This is a genomic window from Pseudoduganella namucuonensis (genome assembly GCF_900116645.1).
GTDB lineage: Bacteria > Pseudomonadota > Gammaproteobacteria > Burkholderiales > Burkholderiaceae_D > Rugamonas > Rugamonas namucuonensis.
The window spans coordinates 1-25,085 of the sequence record NZ_FPBO01000041.1 but is presented as its reverse complement, the minus strand read 5'-3'; the positions used below and the strand labels follow the sequence as shown (position 1 = coordinate 25,085).

Annotated in this window: 20 protein-coding genes and 1 pseudogene; 8 read left to right on the top strand and 13 right to left on the bottom strand. The window is 67.0% G+C overall.

From position 1 onward, the window contains the following. Positions 1–5: 5 nt before the first annotated feature. Entirely contained in the window at positions 6–869 is an 864-nt protein-coding gene (locus BM436_RS30100) for a putative selenate ABC transporter substrate-binding protein (protein WP_093559760.1), read from the bottom strand. A 166-nt stretch (positions 870–1,035) separates the two neighbouring features. Between BM436_RS30100 and egtD the strand changes: the two genes are divergently transcribed. Then, positions 1,036–2,061 carry an L-histidine N(alpha)-methyltransferase gene (gene egtD / locus BM436_RS30095; RefSeq protein ID WP_093559758.1) on the top strand — a complete coding sequence of 342 codons (1,026 nt, stop codon included), beginning with the start codon at positions 1,036–1,038 and terminating at the stop codon, positions 2,059–2,061. Positions 2,062–2,099: 38 nt separating this feature from the next. Further along, the gene (gene egtB / locus BM436_RS30090) at positions 2,100–3,299 is read left to right on the top strand and encodes an ergothioneine biosynthesis protein EgtB (RefSeq protein WP_093559756.1); all 1,200 of its coding nucleotides are present in this window, start codon (positions 2,100–2,102) and stop codon (positions 3,297–3,299) included. Positions 3,300–3,386: 87 nt separating this feature from the next. Here egtB and BM436_RS30085 read toward each other — a convergent pair whose 3' ends face one another. The 4 genes from BM436_RS30085 to selD form a co-directional block, all read right to left on the bottom strand. After that, the gene (locus tag BM436_RS30085; RefSeq protein WP_093559754.1) at positions 3,387–4,976 is read right to left on the bottom strand and encodes a methyl-accepting chemotaxis protein; all 1,590 of its coding nucleotides are present in this window, start codon (positions 4,974–4,976) and stop codon (positions 3,387–3,389) included. 110 nt (positions 4,977–5,086) lie between these two features. Further along, positions 5,087–6,784 carry a 2-isopropylmalate synthase gene (gene leuA, locus BM436_RS30080; RefSeq protein WP_093559752.1) on the bottom strand — a complete coding sequence of 566 codons (1,698 nt, stop codon included), beginning with the start codon at positions 6,782–6,784 and terminating at the stop codon, positions 5,087–5,089. Positions 6,785–7,260: 476 nt separating this feature from the next. Then, on the bottom strand, positions 7,261–8,247 hold the full coding sequence (locus tag BM436_RS30075; protein ID WP_093559750.1) for an alpha/beta fold hydrolase: 987 nt from the start codon (positions 8,245–8,247) through the stop codon (positions 7,261–7,263). Positions 8,248–8,261: 14 nt separating this feature from the next. Next, complete coding sequence (gene selD / locus BM436_RS30070; RefSeq protein ID WP_093559748.1) at positions 8,262–9,314, bottom strand: selenide, water dikinase SelD; 1,053 nt, start codon at positions 9,312–9,314, stop codon at positions 8,262–8,264. A gap of 73 nt (positions 9,315–9,387) precedes the next feature. On the opposite strand from selD, the gene senA reads away from it, so the two are divergent. Both senA and BM436_RS30060 read left to right on the top strand, forming a co-directional pair. Further along, the gene (senA, locus tag BM436_RS30065; protein WP_177307630.1) at positions 9,388–10,575 is read left to right on the top strand and encodes a selenoneine synthase SenA; all 1,188 of its coding nucleotides are present in this window, start codon (positions 9,388–9,390) and stop codon (positions 10,573–10,575) included. A 70-nt stretch (positions 10,576–10,645) separates the two neighbouring features. Beyond that, complete coding sequence (locus BM436_RS30060; RefSeq protein ID WP_093559746.1) at positions 10,646–12,460, top strand: DUF885 domain-containing protein; 1,815 nt, start codon at positions 10,646–10,648, stop codon at positions 12,458–12,460. Positions 12,461–12,570: 110 nt separating this feature from the next. Here the strand turns inward: BM436_RS30060 and BM436_RS30055 are convergent, their stop codons facing one another. The 6 genes from BM436_RS30055 to BM436_RS30030 form a co-directional block, all read right to left on the bottom strand. Continuing rightward, positions 12,571–13,803, bottom strand: coding sequence for a malic enzyme-like NAD(P)-binding protein (locus tag BM436_RS30055; RefSeq protein ID WP_093559744.1), 1,233 nt, complete (start codon positions 13,801–13,803; stop codon positions 12,571–12,573). 168 nt (positions 13,804–13,971) lie between these two features. Next, a complete protein-coding gene (locus BM436_RS30050) occupies positions 13,972–15,258 on the bottom strand; it encodes a Glu/Leu/Phe/Val family dehydrogenase (RefSeq protein WP_093559742.1) in 1,287 nt (428 codons plus the stop codon). Positions 15,259–15,430: 172 nt separating this feature from the next. Beyond that, the gene (locus BM436_RS30045; protein ID WP_093559740.1) at positions 15,431–16,393 is read right to left on the bottom strand and encodes a LysR family transcriptional regulator; all 963 of its coding nucleotides are present in this window, start codon (positions 16,391–16,393) and stop codon (positions 15,431–15,433) included. A gap of 76 nt (positions 16,394–16,469) precedes the next feature. Then, complete coding sequence (locus BM436_RS30040; RefSeq protein ID WP_093559738.1) at positions 16,470–17,552, bottom strand: BMP family ABC transporter substrate-binding protein; 1,083 nt, start codon at positions 17,550–17,552, stop codon at positions 16,470–16,472. Positions 17,553–17,588: 36 nt separating this feature from the next. Further along, positions 17,589–18,446 (bottom strand): outer envelope protein, encoded by an 858-nt coding sequence (locus tag BM436_RS30035; RefSeq protein ID WP_093559827.1) that lies wholly within the window; start codon positions 18,444–18,446, stop codon positions 17,589–17,591. Positions 18,447–18,555: 109 nt separating this feature from the next. Beyond that, entirely contained in the window at positions 18,556–19,329 is a 774-nt protein-coding gene (locus BM436_RS30030) for a GntR family transcriptional regulator (protein WP_093559736.1), read from the bottom strand. 264 nt (positions 19,330–19,593) lie between these two features. Here BM436_RS30030 and BM436_RS30025 point away from each other — a divergent pair, with 264 nt between their 5' ends. Genes BM436_RS30025 through BM436_RS30015 form a run of 3 tightly spaced genes read left to right on the top strand, consistent with a single transcriptional unit; the run spans position 19,594 to position 23,160 of the window. Continuing rightward, complete coding sequence (locus tag BM436_RS30025) at positions 19,594–21,162, top strand: ABC transporter ATP-binding protein (protein WP_093559734.1); 1,569 nt, start codon at positions 19,594–19,596, stop codon at positions 21,160–21,162. Beyond that, on the top strand, positions 21,149–22,240 hold the full coding sequence (locus BM436_RS30020) for an ABC transporter permease (protein ID WP_093559825.1): 1,092 nt from the start codon (positions 21,149–21,151) through the stop codon (positions 22,238–22,240). Before BM436_RS30025 ends, BM436_RS30020 begins: the two co-directional genes overlap by 14 nt. Continuing rightward, a complete protein-coding gene (locus tag BM436_RS30015; protein ID WP_093559732.1) occupies positions 22,237–23,160 on the top strand; it encodes an ABC transporter permease in 924 nt (307 codons plus the stop codon). Before BM436_RS30020 ends, BM436_RS30015 begins: the two co-directional genes overlap by 4 nt. 78 nt (positions 23,161–23,238) lie before the next feature. Here the strand turns inward: BM436_RS30015 and BM436_RS30010 are convergent, their stop codons facing one another. After that, the gene (locus BM436_RS30010) at positions 23,239–23,700 is read right to left on the bottom strand and encodes a MarR family winged helix-turn-helix transcriptional regulator (protein WP_093559730.1); all 462 of its coding nucleotides are present in this window, start codon (positions 23,698–23,700) and stop codon (positions 23,239–23,241) included. Between the two features lie 67 nt (positions 23,701–23,767). Continuing rightward, positions 23,768–24,568, bottom strand: a complete 801-nt coding sequence (locus BM436_RS38115; RefSeq protein ID WP_143133372.1) for an NF038132 family protein — start codon at positions 24,566–24,568, stop codon at positions 23,768–23,770. A gap of 403 nt (positions 24,569–24,971) precedes the next feature. Here BM436_RS38115 and BM436_RS38110 point away from each other — a divergent pair. Next, a pseudogene (locus BM436_RS38110) lies at positions 24,972–25,085 on the top strand (transposase); the annotation flags it as partial.

The following is a 25,085-nucleotide window of genomic DNA, read 5'->3' as shown; positions in this document are numbered from 1 at the left end:
GGCGCTTACTTCAGCAGGCCCGCGTTGCGCGCCGCCGCTTCGATCGAGGTGTAGTTCTCGGCCTTGGTGGGGATGAATTTCGACGCGCGCTGCAGGTCCAGGATCACCTTGTCCTGCGGGTTCTTGATGTCCAGCGCCAGGAAGGCCTCGGTGATCTTCTTCTTGGTTTCGGCCGGCATGTCGGCGCGCACGGTCCAGTTGTAATCGTAGTAGCCGGGGGTGGTGTGGAACACGCGCACGGCGCCGGTGTCGACCTTCTTCTCGCCCACCAGTTTTTCCCACACGGAGATGTTCAGCGCGCCCGCGTCCACCTTGCCGCCGGACACCGCCGCCACGGTGGCGTCGTGCGCGCCGGAGAAGGCGATGCGTTTCAGGTCGGTGTCCGGATTGATCTTGGCGGCCAGCAGGAAGGAGCGCGGCATCAGATGGCCGGAGGTGGAGGACTCGGACCCGAAGCTCAGCGTCTTGCCCTTCAGGTCGTCCAGCTTGTTGATGTCCTTGCTGGTGGTGATGAACACCGAGCGGAACTTCTCGTCCTCGGCGCGCTGCACCAGCGGCACCACCTGGCCCTTGCTGCGGTGGTTGGCCTGCACGAAGGTGAAGCCGCCGAACCAGACCATGTCCAGCTTGTTGCCCACCAGGCCCTCGACGGAGGCGGCGTAGTCGGTCACCGGCGTGAACTCGACCTTCATGTTCAGCTTCTTCTCCAGGTACTCGCCCAGCGGCTTGAACTTGCGCTGCAGTTCGGTCGGCGCCTCGTCGGGGATGGCGGACACGCGCAGCACCTGCTGGGCGGCGGCGTGGCCGGCGGCGAACAGCAGGCCGGCGGCCAGCAGGGTTTTGACGGAGAGCGGGGCGGAGATTTTCATGGTGTGGTCTTTTCTTGTAAGGAATGCATGGATGAAACGACGAAGGTGGACGCACACGGCTGAACCGACCGTGGCAACGAAGTTTTAATAATCCGCTATCATAGCAAAACCGCCATCGGCCGAAGCTGCCGGTGCCCGACAACAAGCACACAGACTGAGCACATCTATGCCTATGTCCCGTACCGCGGCGATCCACGTGATTTCGCCAGAGCTTAGCAGCCGGCCCGTCAACACCCCCCACGGCAGCCACGCCGCCATCGCCGAAATCAGCGCGGGATTGCTGGCGCCGCGCGCCGCCACCTCGCCCAAGTACCTGTACGACGGTCTCGGCTCCAAGCTGTTCGAAGCCATCTGCGAATTGCCCGAATACTACCCCACCCGGACCGAGGCCGCCATCTTCGAACGCCACGGCGCCGGCATCGCCCACGCGGTGGGCACCGGCGCCACCCTGATCGACCTGGGCGCGGGCAACTGCGCCAAGGCCGCCAGCCTGTTCCCGCTGTTGCGCCCGGGCCAATACGTGCCGGTCGACATCTCGCGCGACTTCCTCAACGAGGCCGTGCTGCGCCTGCGCCAGCGCTTCCCGGAGATCGAAATGACGGCGCTGGGCCTGGACTTTTCCAGCAGCTTCGAGCTGCCCTCCAGCGTGCGCGCCGAGCGCCGCGTGTTCTTCTATCCCGGCTCGTCGATCGGCAATTTCGCGCCGCACGAGGCCATCGCCTTCCTGCGCCGCCTGCGCGCGAACGAGCAGGGCGACGGCGGCCTCTTGATCGGCGTGGACCTGATCAAGGACGGCGCCGTGCTCGACGCCGCCTACGACGACGCCATCGGCGTGACGGCGGCCTTCAACCTGAACATGCTGCGCCACCTCAATCACCTGATCGGCTCGGACTTCGAGGTCAGCCAGTGGCAGCACCGCGCCTTCTTCAACGCCGAGGAAAGCCGCGTGGAGATGCACCTGGAGGCGCGCGAGGCGCTGGTGGTGACGTGGCCGGAGGGCGAGCGCCACCACGAGCGCCGGGTCGAGCGCCATTTCGCGCGCGGCGAGCGCATCCACACCGAGGACAGCTACAAGTACACCCGCCGCGGCTTCATCGACCTGTTGCAGGAGGCCGGCTTCGCCGCCACCCACAACTGGACCGACGACGCCGAATGGTTCGCCGTGTTCCACGCGCGGGCCATGGGCGTTTGAGGAGCGCGCCGTGAGGATCACGCTGTGAGGATCGCCTTATGCACATGAACGACCCGGCGTGGTGGATCGCCCGCTACCACGCGGTGCGCCAGCGCTCGCTGGCGCTGGCCGCGCCGCTGTCGGACGAGGACTGCGGCGCGCAGTCGATGCCGGACGCGAGCCCCATCAAATGGCACCTGGCGCACACCACGTGGTTCTTCGAGACCTTCATCCTGGAGCGCATGGAGCAGGGCTTCCAGCCCTTCCATCCGGCCTTCCGCATCCTGTTCAATTCCTATTACAACGGCATCGGCGAAAAGCATCCGCGCCCGCGGCGGGGCCTGCTGACGCGCCCCGCGATGGCGCAGGTGCGCGCCTACCGCGCCGACGTGGACGCGCGCATCGCGCGGCTGTTCGCGGCGGGCCTGGACACGTCCGCGCGCGCGCAGCTCGAGACGCTGGCCACGCTGGGGCTGGAGCACGAGCAGCAGCACCAGGAACTGATGCTGACGGACGTGAAGCACCTGCTGGCGCAGAACCTGCTGCAGCCCGAGTACACGACGGACGCCGGCCCGGCGCCCGCGCCGGCCGCGCCGCTGGAATGGGTGGCGTTCGACGGCGGCCTGGCCGACATCGGCTACGACGGCGACGGCTTCTGCTTCGACAATGAACTGCCGCGCCACCGCCAGTACGTGGCGCCGTTCTCGCTGGCCTCGCGGCTGGTGAGCAATGGCGAATACCTGGCCTTCATCGAGGCCGGCGGTTACCGCGATCCGTCGCTGTGGCTGGCCGAGGGTTGGGACTGGGTCTGCAACCAGGGCCTGGAGATGCCGATGTACTGGCGGCGCGTGGAGGACGGCGCGTGGACCGAATTCACGCTGCACGGGCGGCTGCCGCTGGACCCGAACGCGCCGGCCGCGCACCTGTCGCTGTTCGAGGCGGACGCCTACGCGCACTGGCTGGGCGCGCGCCTGCCCACCGAGGCGGAATGGGAGTACGCGGCGCAGCGCGAGGGCGGCGCCTTGCGGGAGCTGCACGGCGCGTGCTGGCAATGGACCAGCAGCAGCTACGCCCCGTATCCGGGATACCGCACCGCGCCCGGCGCGCTGGGCGAGTACAACGGCAAGTTCATGTTGAACCAGTATGTGCTGCGGGGATCGTCGAGCGCGACGCCGGCCGGGCACGCGCGGGCCAGCTACCGCAACTTCTTCCCGGCCGGCGCGCGCTGGCAGTTCACCGGGATCCGGCTGGCGCGCTGATTCGGCGGCGCGTGCCGAGGGGACAGACCCGCGTTCCGCGTCCCATGCCATTGGCGGGACTTGTGGCGCGTAAGGTCTGTCCCCGGTTTAGGCGCCGCGGGCCAGGCGCGCCAGGGCGCGCGGCGCGTGCTCGCCGCCTATCCTGAACTGTTGCACCACCTGTTCCAGCGCGCCGGCCTGGTCCTGCATCGCCGCCGCGGCCGCCGCGGCCTGCTCCACCAGGGCGGCGTTCTGCTGCGTCACATTGTCCATCTGCGTGATGGCGACGTTGATCTGCTCTATGCCGTCGGACTGCTCGTGGTTGGCCAGCGTGATCTCGGCCACGATGTCGCTCACGCGCTTGACGCTGGCGACCACCTCGCCCATCGTGCTGCCGGCCTGCTCGACCAGCTTCGCGCCGGCGTCCACCTTGTCCACCGAATCCGCGATCAGGGTCTTGATCTCCCTGGCGGCGCTGGCCGAACGCTGCGCCAGGTTGCGCACCTCGGATGCCACCACCGCGAAGCCGCGCCCCTGTTCGCCGGCGCGCGCGGCCTCCACCGCCGCGTTCAGGGCCAGGATGTTGGTCTGGAAGGCAATGCCGTCGATCACCGCGATGATGTCGACGATCTTGCGCGAGGAATCGTTGATGGAGCCCATGGTGTCGACCACCTGCGCCACCACCTCGCCCCCGCGCTGCGCCACCGCCGACGCGGACTGCGCCAGCTGGTTGGCCTGCCGCGCGTTGTCGCTGTTGTTGCGCACCGTGGAGGTCAGCTCCGTCATCGACGACGCGGTCTGCTCCAGCGCGCTGGCCTGCGCCTCGGTGCGCGAGGACAAATCCATATTGCCGCTGGCGATCTGTCCCGAGGCGCTGGCGATCTCGCCGGTGCCGTGCCGCACCTGGCCGACGATGCGGGCCAGGCTGTCGTTCATGTCCTTCAAGGCATGCAGCAACTGGCCGGCCTCGCAGCGCGTCTCGGACTTGATCTGGGTGGTAAGGTCGCCCGCTGCGACGGCGCGCGCCACGCGCAGCGCATAGGCGATGGGGGAGGTGATGGATTTGGTGACCCACCACGCGAAGGCCACGCCTAGCAGCAGCGCGACCGCGCCCAGCGTGGCCATCATGTTGCGCGCCAGCGCAATGTCGCTTTTCACTTCCTCTCCGTGCTGGCCGACGATGGCGCGCTGCAGGTCCGACAATTCCTTGACGGCGGCCTGCAGGCCGGCCAGCGTCGGCAGCGTTTCGGCGCGCATCAGCCGCGCCGCCTCTTCCCGGCCGCCCTCGGCAACCAGCTTGCCCACCTTGCCGAACGACGCCACGTACAGCGCGCGCTGCGCGCGGATCGCGGCCAGCATGGCCTTGCCCTCGGGGAGGTAGACCAGCTTGTCCAGCCGCTCCAGCGCGTCGCCGATGGTTTTCTTGTTGGCGTCGATCTGGCGGTGGATCTCCGCCTCGGCCGCCTTGTCGGTGGTGATGAACAGTTCCAGCACCAGCGCCGAGTTGGCGCGCGTGGTGGCGGAGATGATGGCGGCGGCGTCGGCCTTCGCCCAGTCCTTGTCCACCATGGTGGCGCTCAACGAACCGATGCTGGCGAGCCGCTGCAGGCCCACGCCTATCAGCGCCGCCATGAGCAGCAGGACGATGCCAAAACCCAGGCCCAGACGGGTGCCAATATTCAGGTTCGACAGTTTCATTGCCATCTCCCAATTGGTGCAGTGCACGATCGAGTATAGCAAGAGGGCGCCTCGTGGGCGCCCTCATGTTGCTGAGTTTTATCAATCTCCCTCCAAAGAGGGAGGGAGGATCAAGCCTCCGCGGTGCTGGCGCCGGAGGCCGCCGTCTCCTTGTTCCTGAGCTGGCGGTTCACCGCGCTCAGCACGGCCTTGAACGAGGCGGTGACGATGTTGCTGTCGATGCCGGCGCCGAACAGCGTCGGGCCGTTGTCCAGGCGCAGCTCGACGTAGCAGGCCGCCTTGGCGTTCGCGCCGGAGCCGATCGAGTGCTCGTGGTAGTCCATCAGCTTGATGTCCAGGCCGAGCGCGTCGACGAAGGCGTCGATCGGGCCGTTGCCGCCGCCCTGCAGCGCCATCGGGGCGCCGCGGTGGGTGAGGGCGATGTCGATCTGCACCGTCTCGTCGCTGCTGGTGTCTTCCACCAGCTTGTGCGCGTTGTAGGCGTACGGCGAGGTCTGGGCCAGGTATTCGCTGTTGAAGATCTCGTGGATGCCGCCGGAGGTGATCTCCAGGCCGGTCTGGTCGGCCACCGCCTGCACCGCGCGGCTGAACTCGATCTGCAGGCGGCGCGGCAACACCAGGCCGTAATCCTGCTCCAGCAAGTAGGCCATGCCGCCCTTGCCGGACTGGCTGTTCACGCGGATCACGGCGTCGTAGCTGCGGCCCAGGTCCTGCGGGTCGATCGGCAAGTAGGGGATTTCCCACTGCGCGTCCGGCTGCTGCTGGGCGAAGCCCTTCTTGATCGCGTCCTGGTGCGAACCGGAGAAGGCGGTGAACACCAGGTCGCCCACGTAGGGGTGGCGCGGGTGCACCGGCAACTGGTTGCATTCCTCCACCAGCTTGCGCACGGAGTCGATGTCCGAGAAGTCCAGGCCGGGGTGCACGCCCTGGGTGTACAGGTTGAGCGCGAGCGTCACCAGGTCCACGTTGCCGGTGCGTTCGCCGTTGCCGAACAGGCAGCCCTCGACGCGGTCGGCGCCGGCCATCACGGCCAGTTCGGCGGAGGCCACGGCGGTGCCGCGGTCATTGTGCGGGTGCACGCTGATGATCAGCGAATCGCGGCGCTCGAGGTGGCGCGACATCCATTCGATCTGGTCGGCGTAGACGTTGGGGGTGCTGCACTCGACGGTCGAAGGCAGGTTGAAGATCATGCGCTTCTCGGGCGTGGGCTGCCACACGGCCGACACGGCGTCGCAGATCTGCTTGGAGAAATCGAGTTCGGTGGTGGAGAAGGACTCCGGCGAGTACTCGTAGCCCCAGTCGGTTTCCGGATGCTGGGCCACCAGTTCCTTCACCAGGCGGGTGCCGGAGGTGGCGATGTTGACGATCTCCTCGCGCGACATGTTGAACACGACCTTGCGGAACACCGGCGCCACCGAGTTGTACATGTGGACGATGGCGCGCTTGGCGCCGGCGGCGGCGGCCACGGTGCGGCGTATCAGTTCCTCGCGGGCCTGGGTCAGCACGATGATGGTGACGTCGTCCGGAATGTGCTTCTCTTCGATCAGCTGGCGCACGAAGTCGAAGTCGGTCTGGGAAGCGGAGGGGAAGCCCACCTCGATTTCCTTGACGCCGATTTCAACCAGCTTCTGGAAGAAGCGCAGCTTCTTCTCTGGGCTCATCGGCTCGATCAGCGCCTGGTTGCCGTCGCGCAGGTCGGTGCTCATCCAGATCGGCGGATGGCTGATGACGGCGTCCGGCCAGGTGCGGTCCTTCAACTGGACGGGCGGGAAGGCGCGGTATTTCGCTGCTGGGTTTTGCAACATCATGGGGTACTCCTGAGTCTTCTGAATTTGGAAAGCCTGGTAGGCGCATTCGATGTGGCGCGGGCTGCCGGGTGGGCCACGAGACGCTAGACCCGGCAACCGGTCGGTAGCGATAGCGGCAGCGGGCGCACGGGGACGACGTGTGCGGAGGCGCTGCGGTGCGTGAAAATAGCCGTGGTGGACATCGGTGCAAACTTTCCTGGTTTGGGAGACTGGCGCGGCTTGTGGCCGGCGCGAGGGTACGACTGAGACGCGGTGCTAAGAAGGTACTTCTTAGGCGCGTGCTAGTAGGCGCGACGCTAGCGATAGGGCGCTAGGAGCCGGCGACAGGAAGGTGGATAGGTGCGGATGCGGGAACATGGCTTAAATGTACGGGATGAGCTTGAGCCTTGTCAAGCTCATTTGTGCGGCGCGGAAGATTTGCCGGCGCTGCGCGTGAGATCCGTCACCGCGCTCGAAGGCGCGCCGGCGTTGTGTTGTTACTTCAGCATGTCCAGCACCTCCATCACCGCCGCGACCACCGCTTCCGGTTTGCCGAGGTGGATGGCGTGGGGCGCGTCGGGCACCACGCGGTTCACGCCGCGCGTGGACAGGGCGGTCACCTCGTCCTGCATCGCCTTGTTCTCGGCCTCGACGGCCTTGTTGGTGTCGCTTTGCGGCTGGCCGGGGATCAGGTAGGGGCTGACGCCGCGCGTCAGCGACACCAGCGGCAGGTCGCCGAAGGGCTTGCGGGCGGCGCGCAGCTGGTCGGAGCTGGCGCTGTATACATTCTCGATTTCCGAGGCGTGGGCGCGCCAGTAGGATGGCTTGCGCTGCATGGCCGCTTGCGCCGAGGCCACCTTCGGCTCCGCGTTCTCCCGGCCGCCCAGCGCGCACGTTTTTTCCAGTTCCGAACCGGCTTCGAAGCCTTTTTCGGCGCCCGCCAGGCAGTTGCGGACCATGTCCGCATTGGCGGCGTCCATCTGCGACATGCGGCCGCCGGTCAGCGCGTCCAGGCGCCTCTGCGCGTCCTCGTGCTGCGCGTCCAGCAGCACCAGGCCCGCCACGTTGGCGCGGTTGCGGTAGGCGTACTGCTGCGCCACCATGCCGCCGTAGGAATTGCCGACCAGGACGTAGGGAGGCTGCAGGCGCGCGTTCTTGAGCAGGAAGTTCAGGTCCTTGGCCGCGTTGCCGGAGGTGGCGGGGCGGGTGAGCGGCTCGCTGAAGCCCATGCCGGCGCGGTCGTAGACGCAGGCGCGGGTGCGCTTGGCCACCTCGGGCTGCACGGCGGCCCAGTCCCAGCCCGCGCGTCCGCCGCCGGCCTCGAAAATCACGGTGGGCGAGCCGCTGCCCATGCAGTACATATTGAGCTTGCGTCCTCCCACATCGACCATGACCTGCGCGCGCGCGTACGCGTCCTGGCTGGCTTGCGCCACAGTGGAGCAGAGCAGGGCGGCGCCCGCGGCGAGGAGCGTGCGTGTCATCATGGGCAAGCCTCCGTTCAGAGCGCGACGCCGACGCGCGGCGCGCCGGCTGCCATGGCGCCGATGACGGCGGCCGACTCGAAGCCTTCGCGCGCGAACAGCGCCAGCACCTCGTCCACGCTGGCGGGATCGCAGGCCACCAGCAGGCCGCCGGAGGTTTGCGGGTCCGTCAGCAGCGCGTGCTGCGCGGGCTGGATGCCCGCGTCCAGGTCCACGTCCTTGCCGTAGGCGTCCCAGTTGCGGCCGGAGGCGCCGGTGAAATAGCCGTCCGCCGCCAGCTTTTCAACGCCGGGCAACAGGGGGATTTTCGCCATCTCCAGTTTCGCCGCCAGCCCGGCGCCGCGCGCCAGTTCCAGCAGGTGGCCCAGCAGGCCGAAGCCCGTCACGTCGGTCATCGCGTGCACGCCGGCCATGTCGGCCAGCGCCTTGCCCGGCTTGTTCAACTTGGTGGTGTTGGCGATCATGGCGGCGTAGCCGTCCGCGTCCAGCGCGCCCTTCTTCAGCGCGGCCGATAGCACGCCCACGCCCAGCGGCTTGCCCAGCACCAGCACGTCGCCCGGCCGGGCGGCCGAGTTGCGCTTCACCTTGGACGGGTGCACCAGGCCCATGACCACCAGGCCGTAGATGGGCTCCACGGAATCGATGGTGTGCCCGCCCGCGATCGGGATGCCGGCCTCGGCGCAGATCGCCTCGCCGCCCTTGATGATCTGGCCGATGGTCTCCAGCGGCAGCTTGTTGATCGGCATGCCGACCAGGGCCAGTGCCATGATGGGTGTGCCGCCCATCGCGTACACGTCCGAAATCGCGTTGGTGGCGGCGATGCGGCCGAAGTCGTACGGGTCGTCGACGATGGGCATGAAGAAGTCTGTGGTGGCGATCAGCGCCTGCTCGTCGTTGAGCTGGTAGACGGCGGCGTCGTCGGCGGTCTCGATGCCGACCAGCAGTTCCTTCGGCACCGGGAAGCCGTGCGAGTTCTTCAGGATCTCGGACAGCACGCCGGGCGCTATCTTGCAGCCGCAACCGCCGCCGTGCGAGAAGGAGGTGAGTTTGATCGGTTCGTTGGTGCTCATGGGATTTTGTTCCGGTTACAATCGGGTTATGAGTTCAAATACGAGTTCAAGTACGGGTTCAAACAAGGGGGCGATGGTCGCGTCGTTCCGCAACGCCCGGCCGGACCAGCTGGCTGACGGCTTGCGGCATGCGCGGGATTATACGCTTGCGCTGTTCGACCGCTACGCCGCCGAGGGACTGGACGCGGCGCAGCGCGTGCCGCAGTTGCGCACGCTGAACCCGCCCTTGTGGGAACTGGGACGCATCGCCTGGTTCGCGGAGTGGTTCGTGCTGCGCGAGGCCGAGTCCAGCCATCCGGCCGACGCCCTGCGCACCTCCATGCTGAGCAAGGGCGACGACTGGTTCGACGCCAACACCGTGCCGCACCAGATGCGCTGGAACCTGGACCTGCCCAGCCCCGGCGCGCTGAAAACCTATTGCCACGAGGTGCTGGACCGCGTGCTGGACAAGCTGTCCCGCGCGGACGCGGACGACGCGTCGCTCTACCCCTACCGGCTGGCGCTGGCGCACGAGGACATGCGGGGCGAGGCCATGCTGTCGGCGCTGCAGTCGCTGGGCCTGTCCGCGCCGGCGGCGCTGACGCACGACGAGCCGGCATGGTTGCAGCCGTCCGAGATCGCCTTCCCGGGCGGCACGCTGCAGCTGGGCAGCGCGCGCGAGGGCGGTTTCGTGTTCGACAACGAGCTGGAGGCCTTCCCCTGCCACGTGCCGCCGTTCCGCATGGACGCGGCGCTGGTGAGCAACGCGCAGTTCGGCGACTTCGTGGCCGACGGCGGCTATCAGCGCGCGCAGTTCTGGAGCCCTTCCGGGCGCGACTGGCTGATGCGGCAGGAGCGGGTGGCGCCGCGCTACTGGCAGCGCGACGCGGGGCAGTGGCGTGCGATGCGCTTCGGGCGCCTGTGCACGCTGGCCGCGCACGAGCCGGTGCGCCATGTCAGCCTGTACGAGGCGCAGGCCTATTGCGCCTGGGCGCAGCGCCGCTTGCCGACCGAGGCCGAATGGGAGTACGCGGCGCTTTCCGGGCACGCCGCGTTCCGCTGGGGGAATTTGTGGGAATGGACGGCGACGCCGTTCGAGCCGTATCCTGGCTTCGAGCCGGGGCCATACCGGGAATACTCAGCGCCGCATTTCGCCACGAACCAGGTGCTGCGCGGCGCCTCGTTCGCCACGCCGTCGCGGCTCGGGTCGGCCAAGTTCCGTCAATTCCATTTGCCGGCCAGGGACGACGCCTTCGCCGGGCTGCGCACCTGCGCGTGGTAATCACCCGACACGCAAGGCTGCATGTCTAAATTATAATGCTCTCCACTTTGAGTATTCTGGAGCGGCATACATGAAACGCGTGGCGATATGGCTGTTGACGGCGCTGATGGCGTTGTTGCTGGTGGCGGTGGCGCTGATCACCCACACCTCCCACTTCAAGCCGATGCGGCTGGACTGGTTCTACACCCGCGTGTTCGCCGTGTTCGCGCTGGACAGCCCGGAAATGCTGTCGTCCATGCGCATCCTGCCCGGCTGGCTGGACTTCTACAGCGGCGAGCTGGACGACGCCTCGCCCGAAAACGCCAGCAGGCAGATGGCGCGCCTGAAGGAGGACCTGGCCACGCTGGACAGTTACGACCGCTCCGGCCTGGATCGCGACGGCAAGCTGTCCTACGACACGCTGCGCTACTTCATGAAGATCCAGGCGGACGGCGAGCCATACCAGTACCATGCCTTCCCCGTGAATCAGATGGCCGGCATCCAGAGCACGCTGCCGGACTTCATGGTGCAGGTGCACCAGGTGGAAAGCAGGGGCGAGGCGGAAAACTACATCACCCGCCTGCAGCGCTTCCCGCAAAAGTTCGACCAGGTGCTGGCCACGCTGCGGGTCAGCGAAAGCAAGGGCATCGTGCCGCCGCGCTTCACCGTGGAGAAGGTGCTGAAGCAGATGAACGAGTTCGTCGCCACGCCGACGCAACTCAATCCGTTGTACACCAGCATGCGCGACAAGTTGCTCAAAGTGGCCGACCTGGACGACGCGGCACGCGCGAAACTGCTGGAGAAAACCGACGCTGCCCTCAACGACAGGGTCTATCCGGCCTACCGCAACATGATCGCCCACTTCACGGCGCTGCAATCGCGGGCCACCGAAAACAACGGCGCCTGGAGCCTTCCGGACGGCGACGAGTACTACGCCTGGGCGGTGCGCATGCACACCACCACCAATATGACGCCGCAACAGGTGCACAGGCTGGGCCTGGCCGAGGTGGCCCGCGTGGGCGCCGAGATGGACGCGATCCTGAAGGAGCAAGGCCTCGCCGAGGGCAGCATAGGCAAGCGCGTGCAGCAACTGGCGGCGCGGCCGGAGCAGCAGTACGCCAACACGGAAGAGGGCAGGAAGGCCATGCTGGCGCACTACCAGTCGATACTGGACGAGGTCAACCAGGGGCTGGGGGCGGCGTTCGAAGTGCGGCCCAAGCTGGGCGTGCAGGTGCAGGCCGTGCCCGCCGCGTCGCAGGAATCGGCGCCGGGCGCCTACTACATGCCAGGCGCGTTCGACGGCTCGCGTCCCGGCATCTTCTACGCCAATATGCGCGCGCCGGGCGAGACGCCGAAGTTCGCCATGCGCACGCTGGCCTACCACGAGGGCATACCGGGCCACCATTTCCAGATCCAGATCGCGCAGGAGTTGCAGGGCGTGCCGTTCTTCCGCAAGGTGATTCCGTTCACGGCCTACCAGGAGGGCTGGGCGCTGTATGCCGAGCGCCTGGCCAGCGAGCTGGGATTCGAGAAGACGCCGCTGGACAACCTGGGCCGCCTGCGCGACGAGATGATGCGGGCCACGCGGCTGGTGGTCGATTCGGGCATCCACTACAAGCACTGGACCCGCGAGCAGGCCATCGCCTACATGATGGACAACACCGGCATGAGCGAGGGCGATGTGACGGCGGAGGTGGAGCGCTATTTCGTGGCGCCGGGGCAGGCGCTGGCGTACAAGGTGGGGATGCTGAAGATACTGGCGCTGCGCGAGCAGGCGCGCGAGGAACTGGGCGGGAAATTCGATCTCAAGCAGTTCCACAACGAGGTGCTGATGCACGGCGCCTTGCCGTTGACGGTGCTGGAGCGGGTGGTGAACGAGTGGGTGGCGCAGCGCAAGCGCGCGTAGGTGGCCTGTGGGGACAGACCCGCGTTCGGCGTCCCATGCCAAAAAACCGGGGACAGACCACGTTTTTCGGGAAATATTTCTCCGAAAACGTGGTCTGTCCCCGGTTTTGACTAGATCAGCGTCTCGGCCAGCTTGACCAGGCGCGCGGCGTATTCCTCGACGTCGAGGTCTTTGCGCGCCACACCGCTGCGGAAGGCCGCTTGCGCGATCTTCGGCGTCACGCCGCTCAGCAGGCGTGGGTCCAGCAGGCCCGGCACCACGTAATCCTTGCCGAAGCGCGCGTCGCTGCGCGCCATGCCGGCCAGCGCCGTCACGCAGGCGATCTTCATTTCCTGGTTGATGGTCGTGGCGCCCGAGTCCAGCGCGGCGCGGAACAGGTAGGGGAAGCACAGCGCGTTGTTGATCTGGTTCGGGTAGTCCGAACGGCCGGTGGCGATGATGGCGTCCGGCGCCACTTCGCGCACCAGTTCGGGACGCAGTTCGGGCTCGGGATTGGCCAGCGCGAAGATGATGGGCTGCTTGCCCATCTTCTTAACGTCCGCCTGCGACAGCAGGCCGGGACCGGACAGGCCCAGGAACACGTCCGCGCCTTCGATCACTTCGGACAGCCTGGTGGCGACGGTGTCGCGCGCCCATGCCTTCTTCTCGCCATCCAGCTCGCGCGCGGTGGTCAGCACGCCCTTGCTGTCGCAGACGAAGATGTTCTCGCGGCGCGCGCCCAGTGACAGGATCAGTTCCAGGCAGGCGATGGCCGCCGCGCCGGCGCCGGAGCAGACGATCTTGATCTCGGCGATGTCGCGGCCCGTCATTTCCACCGCGTTCAGCAGGCCCGAGCCGACCACGATGGCGGTGCCGTGCTGGTCGTCATGGAACACCGGGATCGACAGGCGTTCGCGCAGCTTTCGCTCGATATAGAAGCATTCCGGCGCCTTGATGTCTTCCAGGTTGATGCCGCCGAAGGTCGGGTGCAGCGAGGCGATGATCTCGACCAGCTTGTCCGGATCGGTCTCGTCGATCTCGATGTCGAAGGAGTCGATGCCGGCGAACTTCTTGAACAGCACCACCTTGCCCTCCATGACGGGCTTGCCCGCCAGCGCGCCGATGTTGCCCAGTCCGAGCACGGCGGTGCCGTTGGTGATCACGGCCACCAGGTTGCCCTTGGCCGTGTATTCGTAGGCCAGCGCCGGGTCGCGTTGTATTTCCACGCATGGCACGGCCACGCCGGGCGAGTAGGCCAGCGCCAGGTCGTCCTGGGTGGCCACGCTCTTGGTGACAGCGGTGGCGATCTTGCCGGCGCCGCCGGCTCTGTGGTATTCGAGGGCTTTCTGTTCCAAAGTGCTCATGCTGGAGTTCCTTTTCCGGATGCGAAAAACGCCTGCCCGAGCATAAGCCAGGGCAGGCGTGGTGATGACTGGTTATGGCTTATATCTTATATTACCAACAATATCGGCGTGCGCGGGGCCCTTGCGGCCTGTGGATTTCACTTACTCAGCGCGTTGATCGCGCTTGCATCAAGGGTACAGGCCGCGCACTTCGCGGGCTTGCAGCACGCGCGTGCAGGCCAGGATGAAGGTGGCGGTGCGCAGCGTTACTTTCTTGTCAATGCTTACATTCCACACGGCGTTGAACGCTTCCTGCATGATGCGGGTCAGGCGGGCGTTGATCTCGTCCTCGCTCCAGAAGAAGCTGGAGAAGTCCTGCACCCACTCGAAGTAGGACACGGTCACGCCGCCGGCGTTGGCCAGCACGTCCGGCACGATCAGGATGTCGCGCCCGGTCAGGATGTCGTCCGCCTCCGGCGTGGTCGGGCCGTTGGCGCCCTCCAGGATGATCTTGGTGCGGATCAGCGGCGCGTTGGCGGCGGTGATCTGCTGTTCCAGCGCGGCCGGGATCAGGATGTCCGATTCGATGCCCCAGAAAGCGTCGCGGTCCATGAACTGCTCGATGCCGGGGAAGCCCTTCACGCCGCCGGTTTCGGCCACGTGCTTGTGCAACTGGGCCACATCCAGGCCGCCGGCGTGCACCACGGTGCCGGTGTGGTCCTGCACCGCGATGACCTTGGCGCCCGCCTCGGCGAACATGGTGGCGGCCACGCCGCCGACGTTGCCGAAGCCCTGGATCGCGACCCGCGCGCCCTGGATCGCCACGCCGCGCTTGGCGGCCGCCTCGCGGCCCACCACGAACACGCCGCGGCCGGTGGCTTCGCGGCGGCCCAGCGAGCCGCCCAGCGAGATCGGTTTGCCGGTCACCACGCCGGTGGAGAGGTTACCCTCGATCATGGCGTAGGAGTCCATCATCCACGCCATCACCTGTTCGTTGGTGTTCACGTCCGGCGCCGGGATGTCCTTGGTGGGGCCGATAATCAGGCTGATCTCGCTGGTGTAGCGGCGGGTCAGGCGCTGCAGCTCGTTCTTGGACAGGGTCTTGGGATCGACGCGGATGCCGCCCTTGGCGCCGCCGTAAGGCACGTTCACCGCCGCGTTCTTCACCGTCATCCAGGCCGACAGGGCCATCACTTCGGACAGGGTCACGTCCTGGTGGAAGCGCACGCCGCCCTTGCCCGGGCCGCGCGACATATTGTGCTGCACGCGGTAGCCCTCGTAGTGGGCGATCGAGCCGTCATCGCGCTCGATGGGCACGTCCACGGTCAGGATGCGCTTCGGGCGCTTCAGGGTTTCCACCCAGCGCGACAGGCTGCCGAGGTGCGGGGTGACGCGGTCGATCTGCTGCAGGTACTGGCCCCAAGGGCCGAGGTCTTCTGGGTTCAGGTAGGACGGCAATGCGTGCTGGATGGTCATGGTTTCGCTCCGGTTTTTTCGCTGAGTTCTTCGTTGACACTGCACTTGTGGTGCTGTGTTGGTGTAGCGAATCATAGGGGCGTGTGGCTCAACCGGGCCAATGCTGTATGCGCATCCGATTATGCAAAAAATGTATAGTTTGAGAGTTGGTATCCGATGTTTGGCGAAAATGCTAGCGCTCGGAGTCCGGCACGCGGCGCTTGCGGGCCGACGATTTGTGCAGCGACTCCAGGTAGTCCCACAGCCTGCCGACGATGGCCTTGCCCGGTTTTGAGGGCGACGGGCGTTCGCGGTACAAGCGTATCTCCATCTCGATTTCCCAGTCGGGGCGGCCGCCGTCGGCCGGCGCCAGCTGTTTTTGCTTCAGCTCGCGGGTCACGGCGGACTCCGGGAGGAAGGCGATGCCGCGCCCCTCCAGCGCCATCATTTTCAGGCCCTCGGCCATGTCGGTCTCGTAGTGGTTTTCCAGGTGGAGTGGAGTTTTGGTATCGGCCAGTATCAGGTCCACCATGCGACCCAGGTAGGCGTTGTTGGTGTAGGAGAGGAAGGGCAGGGGGTGCTGGCGGGTGCCGGGCAGCGTGAATTCGGGCGTCCTGGTCTTGTCGCAGCGGGCGTAGGCGCGCAGCGCCTCGCGGCCCAGCACCAGCATGTCGTAGCGGCCCGGGTCCAGCTGCACCGGCTGGCGCGGATGGTGGTAGCACAGCAGCAGGTCGCAGCCGCCGTCCACCAGTTGCAGCACCGCGTCGTGCACGTTGAGCGCCATCAGGCGGCTGTTGATGGGGGCGAAATCGGTCTCCAGCCGCGTGATCCATTTCGGGATGAAGGTCAGCGACAGCGTATGCGGCACCGCCAGGTCGATGCTGTTCTGCGCGGCGGCGCGCTTGTTGCGCAGCAGTTCGCGCACCCCGTTGATCTGGCCCAGCATCTCCAGCGCCTGCTCGTAGAACACCACGCCGGCGGGCGTCAGCCGCGTGGGGTAGGAGGTGCGGTCGATCAGGTCCGTGCCCAGCCAGTTTTCCAGCGACTGGATGCGGCGCGAGAACGCCGGCTGCGTCACATGGCGCAGCGCCGCGGAGCGGCTGAAGTTGTTGGTCTCAACCAGGGAGATGAAGTCTTCCAGCCATTTGGTTTCCATGCGCGTCCAGCCTTGCAGTGTCGATGCGACATTGTAAGGCCGAGTCGTTCCCGCGGTTGCGGGAACGACGCGACGCTTACTTCGGAATCGAGCCTTCCACGCCCTGCACGTAGTAGTTCAGCGACAGCAGGTCCTTCATCGGCATGACCGAACCCGCCGCCACCTTGACCGCGCCCGACTGGTCCTTGACCGGGCCCTGGAAGGGATGGAAGGTGCCCGCCGCGATGGCTTTCTTCTTCTCCTCGAAGGCCTTGGCGGCGTCCGCCGGCACCGCGCTGTTCAGCGGCGACATGCGGACCATGTCCTCCTTCAGGCCGCCGTGCACCTCGCCCGGCTTCCAGGTGCCGGCCATGACGGCCTTGGCGGTCTCGGTGTAGTAGCCGCCCCAGTTGTTGGTGGCCGCCGTCAGGTGGGCCTTGGGCGCGAACTTGCTCATGTCCGAATCCCAGCCGAAGGCGTAGACGCCTTTTTCCTGCGCCGCCTGCAGCGTGGCCGGCGAATCGGTGTTCTGGTTCAGCACATCGGCGCCCTGCGCGATCAAGGTCTCGGCGGCCTGGCGTTCCTTGGCCGGGTCGTACCAGGAGTTCACCCAGATCACCTTGGTCTTGATGCCGGGGTTCTGGCTCTGCGCGCCCATGGTGAAGGCGTTGATGTTGCGGATCACCTCGGGGATGGGGAAGGAGGCCACCACGCCCAGCGTCTTGGTCTTGGTCATCTTGCCCGCGATGATGCCCAGCAGGTAGGCGCCTTCATATATGCGCGTCTCGTAATTGCCCAGGTTCTTGGCGGTCTTGAAGCCGGTGGCGTGCTGGAACACCACGTTGGGGAAGGCCTTCGCCACCTTCTCGGTCGGGTTCATGTAGCCGAACGAGGTGGTGAAAATGAGCTTGTTGCCGTCGGCCGCCAGCTTGCGGATCACGCGCTCGGAGTCCGCGCCCTCGGGCACGCTTTCCACGAAGGTGGTCTTGACCTTGGCGCCCAGGTTCTTCTCCATCTCCAGCCGGCCCTGGTCGTGCGCGTAGGTCCAGCCGGCGTCGCCCACCGGTCCCACGTACACGAAGCCCACTTTCAATGGCTCCTGCGCGTAGGCGGGGCTGAAGGCGGAGACAGCGACGACGGCGGCCAGGGTGGCAAGGGTCAGCAGTTTGCGGCGGTTCATTGTGTTCGTCCTCTCAGGTGTGGTCAGCGGATATGCTTAGAAATGGTATTCGGCGCGTATCATCGGCGTCTTCGCGGTGGCGCCCGGGTTGCCCTTGTCGCTGTTGCCGAATTTGTTCTTCCAGTACTGGTACTCGACGCCGACCTTGAAGGTGTTCTTGCCGGCCCCCACCATGCCGCTCATGTCGTACATGATCTGCATGTCGATATTGGTCTCGCGGGCGGTGTCGCCGCCGAATTCGTTCTTGCCCTTGCTGGCGATGAAGTTGGCGAAACCCTCGAACGACAGCGGGATGCCGGCGTTGAACGGAATGGCCCACGCCGCGTTCAGCATCGGATGCACGTCGTAGTCGTAGCGCGGCGTGCGGGTGTTGGAGAAGGTGTTGTACGGCGCGTTGCTTTCCCACAGGGCCAGCAGGCTCACGTTCAGGAAGCCCGGCACGTCCACCATCAGCGTGGGACCGACGACCAGCATGCGCTTCTTGGAGTTGTAGCCGGCGTCGGTCTTGGTGTTCATGTCGAAGCCGGCGGTCAGGCCCACGCCGCGCACGCCGGCGAACTTGATGTCCTTGCCGCTCACCTTGCCCAGGTCCAGCGTGTGGCGGTACAGCACATAGACCTCGTGCGCGCCGCTGCTGGCGCCAGCGCTGGAGGGATCGTTCTTGTCGGAGAAGAGCATGTCCGCGTTGAAGAAGTTGCTGCCGTACTTGTAGCCGCTGGCATGGGTGAGGTTGAAGATGTTCTTCTTGATGTCCACGGGGTTGAATGGCTCGGCGAACTTGGTGCCGTAGCGGTAGCCGATCGACGTGTCGCTCCAGTCGGCGGCTTGCGCGCCGCAGGCGGCGGTGGCGAGTAGGGCGAGGGCTGCGCCGCGGGCGAGGGTCTGCTTGAACATGTTTTTCAACTCCAGGTTGGATGGGTGGTGGTTTGATCGCGCTTACTTCAATCGCGCTTACTGCAAGACGGCTTTAGCAAGGACAGTGCCAGGTTCTTCGCACCCGCACTCAGGCCACGTCCAGCACCTCGGCCAGTTTCACTTTTCTTCTTGTCTCGCGCAGGCGCAGGCGCGATTCGATTTCCAGCAAATGGTGTTCGATCAGGGCGACCGCCTCCACGGTCTCGCCTTCCTCGATCAGCGTGACCAGGCGCGCGTGTTCGTCGTTGCCGCACATGTGGGCGCCGGGGCTTTCGTACAGGGCGATGATGAGCGAGCAGCGCGACACCAGTTCGGCCATGAAGCGCTGCAGCACGCGGTTGCCGGCCAGCTCGGCCAGCAGCAGGTGGAACTCGCCGCCCAGGCGTATCCAGTTGGCGCGGTCGCCGCTCTGGCGCGCCGCGTTTTCCTCGGCCATCGCCGCGTGGATGCGCTGCAGCGACGCGGGCGTGGCGTTGGCGATGGCCAGCGGCACGATCTCGCGTTCGATGGCGCGGCGCGCGGCGAAGATTTCACGCGCCTCGTCCGGCGTGGGGGAGGCGATCACCGCGCCGCGGTTGGGGCGCAGTTCGATGATGTGGTCGTGCGCGAGCCGCTGCAGGGCCTTGCGCACGGTGGTGCGGCTGACCTGGTACAGCTCGCAGAAGTCCGCCTCGCCCAGGTGGGTGCCGGGCGGCAGGCGGTGGCTCATGACGGCATTGAACACGGCGCGGTAGATGCGCAGGTCGACCGCCGTGGTGCCGCGCTTCGCGGGCGCGCCGGCCACCGCCGCCGGGGCGGAAGATGGGCGGACGGCGGGCTTGCGCCTGGCGGGTGCGGGATGGTCGGGACGCTGCTTGCTCATGCTGCTGGTTCTCCTGTGGTGAAAACAGACACTTGCAAAAACCGTGCTCACATTGTGTACGAAATAATGCGCAACTGAACGCAATTTTGTATACAGTTATGTTCAATCGTGGTGAAAGCGCGACGCTTCCTGGTGCGGGACGCTCCAAACAAGGGCAGGCGGGAAGGCCTTGTTCCGGCGGCCGGCGCGCGCCGGGCTGGAAACCCGGGCACACAAATTGCGTGATGGTGTTTGTATACAACCGTGGCAAGGAGTCGCATCCAAATGAACGTCGAACCGCGCCTGAAACTCAAGGGCATTTCCAAAATCTACCCCTCCGTGGTCGCCAACGACGGCGTGGACCTCACCGTGATGCCGGGCGAGATACACGCGGTGCTGGGCGAGAACGGCGCCGGCAAGAGCACGCTGATGAAGATCATCTACGGCGTCACCCATCCCGACGCCGGCGAGATCCTGTGGGAGGGCGATCCGGTGCGCATCGCGTCGCCGTCGGCCGCGCGCAAGCTGGGCATCGGCATGGTGTTCCAGCACTTCGCGCTGTTCGACACGCTCACCGTGGCCGAGAACATCGCGCTGGCGCTGGACGACAAGGCCTCGCCGGCGCAACTGGCGCCGCGCATCCGCAAGGTGTCCGAGGAATACGGGCTGCCGCTGGACCCTGAGCGGCTGGTGCACAGCATGTCGGTGGGCGAGCGGCAGCGCGTGGAGATCGTGCGCTGCCTGCTGCAGTCGCCGCGCCTGCTGATCATGGACGAGCCGACCTCGGTGCTGACGCCGGACGCGGTGCTCAAGCTGTTCGAGTCGCTGCGCCGGCTGGCGGCCGAGGGTTGCAGCATCCTGTACATCAGCCACAAGCTCGACGAGATCCAGGCCCTGTGCGACAAGGCCACCGTGCTGCGCGGCGGCCGCGTGTCCGGCACCGCCGTGCCGCGCGAGGAGACCGCGCACTCGCTGGCGGAGTTGATGATAGGGCGCGACCTGCCGGTGTGCCGCCTGGCGCCGCGCGAGCCGGGCGAGGTGCGCATGGCGGTGGACAAGCTGAACCTGGCCACCATCGACCCCTTCGGCACGGTGCTCAAGGACGTCAGCCTGCAGCTGCGCGCCGGCGAGATCGTCGGCATCGCCGGCGTGTCCGGCAACGGCCAGCAGGAGCTGCTGAAGGCCATATCGGGCGAACTGCCGTTGTCCACGCCGCAGGCCTTGCAGTTGCTGGGCCAGGCGGCCGGCACGCTCAATCCCGCGCAGCGGCGCGAGCTGGGCATGTGCTTCGTGCCCGAGGAGCGCCTGGGGCGGGGCGCCGTGCCCGAGCTGTCGCTGGCCGACAACGCGCTGCTGACCGGCTACATGCCGGCCGGCGCCACCGGCATGGTGAAGCGGGGCCTGATCCAGCGCGGGCCGATACGCGACTTCGCGCGCGGCGTCATCGCGCGCTTCAACGTCAAGTGCGGCGGCGAGAAGTCGGCCGCCAGCAGCCTCTCGGGCGGCAACCTGCAAAAGTTCATCGTCGGCCGCGAGATCGCGCTGGCGCCGAAGGTGCTGGTGCTGGCCCAGCCCACCTGGGGCGTCGACATCGGCGCCGCCATGCTGATACGCCAGGCCATCATCGACATGCGCGACCAGGGCGTGGCGGTGCTGGTGCTGTCCGAGGAGATCGAGGAACTGTTCATGATGTGCGACCGGATCGCCGTGCTGGCCAAAGGCCGCCTGTCGCGCGCGGTGCGCGTGGCCGACACCAGCGTCAACCAGATCGGCGTGTGGATGAGCGGAGACTTCGAGCATGCCGCCGGCGCTGCCGCCAACCACCATCAAGGAGCTGAACATGTTCCGGCTTGAAGCGCGTCCCGAACCGTCGCGGGCGATGATGCTCGCCTCGCCCCTGATCGCGGCGGCGGCCATGCTGCTCACCGGTTCCCTGCTGTTCTGGTTCCTGGGGCAGAAGCCGCTGCACGCGTTTTACGTTTACTTCATCAGCCCGGCCACCACGCTGTACGGCGTGGGCGAACTGCTGCTCAAGGCCACGCCGCTGATCCTGTGCGGCGTGGGGCTGGCGCTGGGTTTCCGCGCCAACGTCGCCAACATCGGCGCCGACGGCCAGCTCACCATGGGCGCCATCGCGGCGGGCTGGGTGGCGCTGCGCTTCGACGGCGTGGAGGCGGCCTGGCTGCTGCCGCTGATGATGCTGGCCGGCGCGCTGGGCGGCATGGCCTGGGCCGCGATCCCCGCGCTGTTGCGCACCCGCTTCAACACCAGCGAGATCCTGGTCAGCCTGATGCTGGTGTACGTGGCCTACCTGTTCCTGAGCTACCTGGTGCACGGCCCGCTGCGCGACCCGGCCGGCTTCAACTTCCCGCAATCGAAGATGTTCCACGACGCGGCGCTGCTGCCGCTGCTGTGGGAGGGCCTGCGCGTGAACGCCGCCTTCATCCTGTCGTTGGCGGTGGTGGCGGGCGCGTGGTTCTTCTGCAGCCGCACCTTCGCCGGCTACCGCATGCGGGTCAGCGGCATGGCGCCGATGGCGGCCGCCTACGCCGGCTTCAGCGAGCGGCGCAACGTGTGGGCTGCCTTCCTGATCAGCGGCGCGCTGGCCGGCCTGGCGGGCCTGGGCGAGGTGGCGGGGCCGATCGGCCAGCTGCAGCCGTCGGTGTCGCCCGGCTACGGCTTCGCCGCCATCATCGTCGCCTACGTGGGGCGGCTGCATCCGCTGGGCGTGCTGCTGGCGTCCCTGCTGATGTCGCTGCTCTACATCGGCGGCGAGACCGCGCAGATCGAGCTGCAGCTGCCCAACGCCATCACCGGCCTGTTCCAGGGCCTGCTGCTGTTCTACCTGCTGGCGGCGGACCTGTTCATCCACTACCGCTTCAAGCCGCGCGTGCGCGCCACGCCGGTGCCGCCACAAGGAGCCGCGTCATGAATCCCGAACTGTTGATCGCCTTCCTCGCCAGCACCGCCGGCGCGGCCACGCCGCTGGTGCTGGCCGCCACCGGCGAACTGGTGGCCGAGCGCGCCGGCGTGCTCAATCTGGGCCTGGAGGGCATGATGCTGGTGGGCGCCGTGATGGGCTTTTCCGTCACGCTGGCCAGCGGCAACGGCGGCCTGGGCCTGCTCGCCGCCATGGGCGCCGGCGCCTTGATGGCGCTGCTGTTCGCCTTCCTGGTGCTGACCCTGCAGACCAACCAGGTGGCCACCGGCCTGGCGCTGACGCTGTTCGGCGTCGGCCTGTCCGCCTTCATCGGGCGCGGCCTGGTGGGGCAGACCGTGGCGCCGCTGCGAAAGCTGGCCTTTCCGGTGCTGTCGGACCTGCCGTTCGTGGGGCCGCTGCTGTTCCGCTTCGACGCCATGGTCTACGCCTCGCTGCTGCTGACGGTGGCGGTGGGCTGGATGCTGGCGCGCACCCGTCTGGGCCTGCTGGTGCGGGCGGTGGGCGAGTCGCCGCACAGCGCGCACGCGATCGGCTTCCACGTGATCGCGCTGCGCTACGGCGCGGTGATGTTCGGCGGCGCCATGGCCGGCCTGGCCGGCGCCTACATGTCGATGGCGCTGACGCCGATGTGGGTCGAAGGCATGACGGCGGGGCGCGGCTGGATCGCGCTGGCGCTGGTGGTGTTCGCCACGTGGAAGCCGCGCGGCGTGGTGCTGGGCTCCTACCTGTTCGGCGGCGTGACGGTGCTGCAGTTCCATGGACAGGGTTTCGGGCTGGCGGTGCCGTCCGAGTTCCTGTCCATGCTGCCCTACCTGGCCACCATCGCGGTGCTGGTCTACATCTGCCGCGACCCCAAGACCATCCTGCTCAACAAGCCGCTGTCGCTGGGGCAGAGCTTCAGGGCGGATTGAGGGGATTTGCGTAGGGCGGCCTCATAGGCCGCCGGATGCGAGCGGGCCGGCATGCATCCGGCGGACTGCGAGTCCGCCCTACGAATTCGTCAAATTCATCCCGGCCACGGCGCCCAGCACGGCGGCAAGCCCGTCCAGCTGCCCGGGCGCCGCGTGCTGCAGCAGCTCGGCGCTCACCTCGCGCGCCGTCACCATCGCGTTGTCCAGCAGCGTGTGGCCGGCCGGCGTGATGACGGCGTAGCCGACGCGCGCGTCGCGCGGGTCCGGCTGGCGGCCCACCAGGCCCGTCTTCTCCAGCGGCAGCAGGGTGCGCGTGACGCCGGACGCGGTCAGCCCCTGGCGCTCGGCCAGGTCCACGCGCCGCAGCCGCCCGCCAGGCGCCCGCGCCAGGTGCAGCAGCAGCATGAAGTCGCCGAAGCTCACGCCGAAGTGGCCGCCCAGCGCCGCGTCCAGCCGCCGCACCATCGCCGCCTGGGCCCGCGCCAGCCGCAGGCAAAAGTCCAGCGCCGCCTCGCCGTGCCGGTTGTTTAATTCATCCATGACTAATCCTTGAAATATACTTGAGTGAGCAACTATATCACGGCGCGCGGCGAGGGTGCGCGCTTTTTTAGACCCGGCGCCGTAGCGCGGAGGCGACGACGCCCAAGCCGGCCAGCAGCATGGCCCAGGACGACGGCTCGGGCACGGCCAGGGTCACGCCGTCCAGCGTCACGTTGTCCACGGCCAGGCCGGAGTGGTGCTCGTTGTCCACCCAGTTGACGGCGCCGAACTCCAGCCGGAAGTCGCCCGCCCCGGGAATCGCGTAGACCACGTGCAGCCAGCCGGTGTAGCCGCAGCCCGCCTCGTAGCAAGTGCCGGACGACAGGGCCAGCGGACTCCAGACCGGCGCGCCGCCGAAGAACGGGGTGGGGAAGGGGACGATGTCGGCCTGCGGCGCGGGCATGCCGAGGCCGGGAACCGTCGGGCCGTCGCCGCGGGTGCGGGCCGAGAACAGCATCCCGGGAGGGGCGCCGCTGGCGTCCAGCAGCCGCACCCAGGCGTAGTCCATGAAATTGCTGCCGTCGCTGGTGACGTAGTTGACGTGGAATTCCAGCAGGCCGCCGGTGGCGGTGGTGCTGAATGACGGCGACCTCAGCGTGGTCCCCGAATAGCCCGGTTCCTGGTCCTCCACGCCGGCCAGGACGTTGCCGGCGACGCCGTCCAGCGTGGTGATATACGCGTAGCGCTCGCCGCCGAGCGGGGCGGCGGTGACGGCGCCGTCCGGGCCGAGCGTGCCGCAGTCCCCGGCGCAGGACCAGCCGGGCGGCAGGCCGGCGTCGAACATGCCGGCCCGCGCCGCATGAGGGGCCAGCAGGCAGAGCGCGCCTAGCGCGCCCGCGGCGGCCCGAACAACTGTAGTGGTGCGCATCGCCAATCCTCCCATCGCGTTATCGAATTGATATTCTTGCACCCCGCCCGCGCCGCGTTTCACGGCGATCCCAATCGTGCGCCCGCCCGCGATAGCAAAAAAAGCGCCCAGGGCTATTTATACGAAACGTATACGAATCATATAAATAGCCCTGGGCTATTTTCGGGGCTTTCGGCGAAAAAAAAGGCTATGTCGCGGCTAGGTGTGGAACTGCCCGCCCAAACTCAGGTCTGACAAGTACTTGCAGACATGGGAGGCGGCGATGAAGAAGAGTGAGTTCAGTGCGCTAGCGGCACAATTAATTGAGCTGTCACCGGAGCAGCGGGGCGTCATTCGTGAAATGCTGAATGAATGGAGCAAGGGAGCTGAAGCTGGGGAGATCCGGGATATGCTCGCCACCACGTGCACGAGCTGTCCTCATTGTGGAGGGGCCGAGCTATACCGACATGGCCAGGCTCACGGGCTTCCACGCTACCGGTGTCGGGCGTGCCGCAAAACGTTCAATCCCCTAACCGGC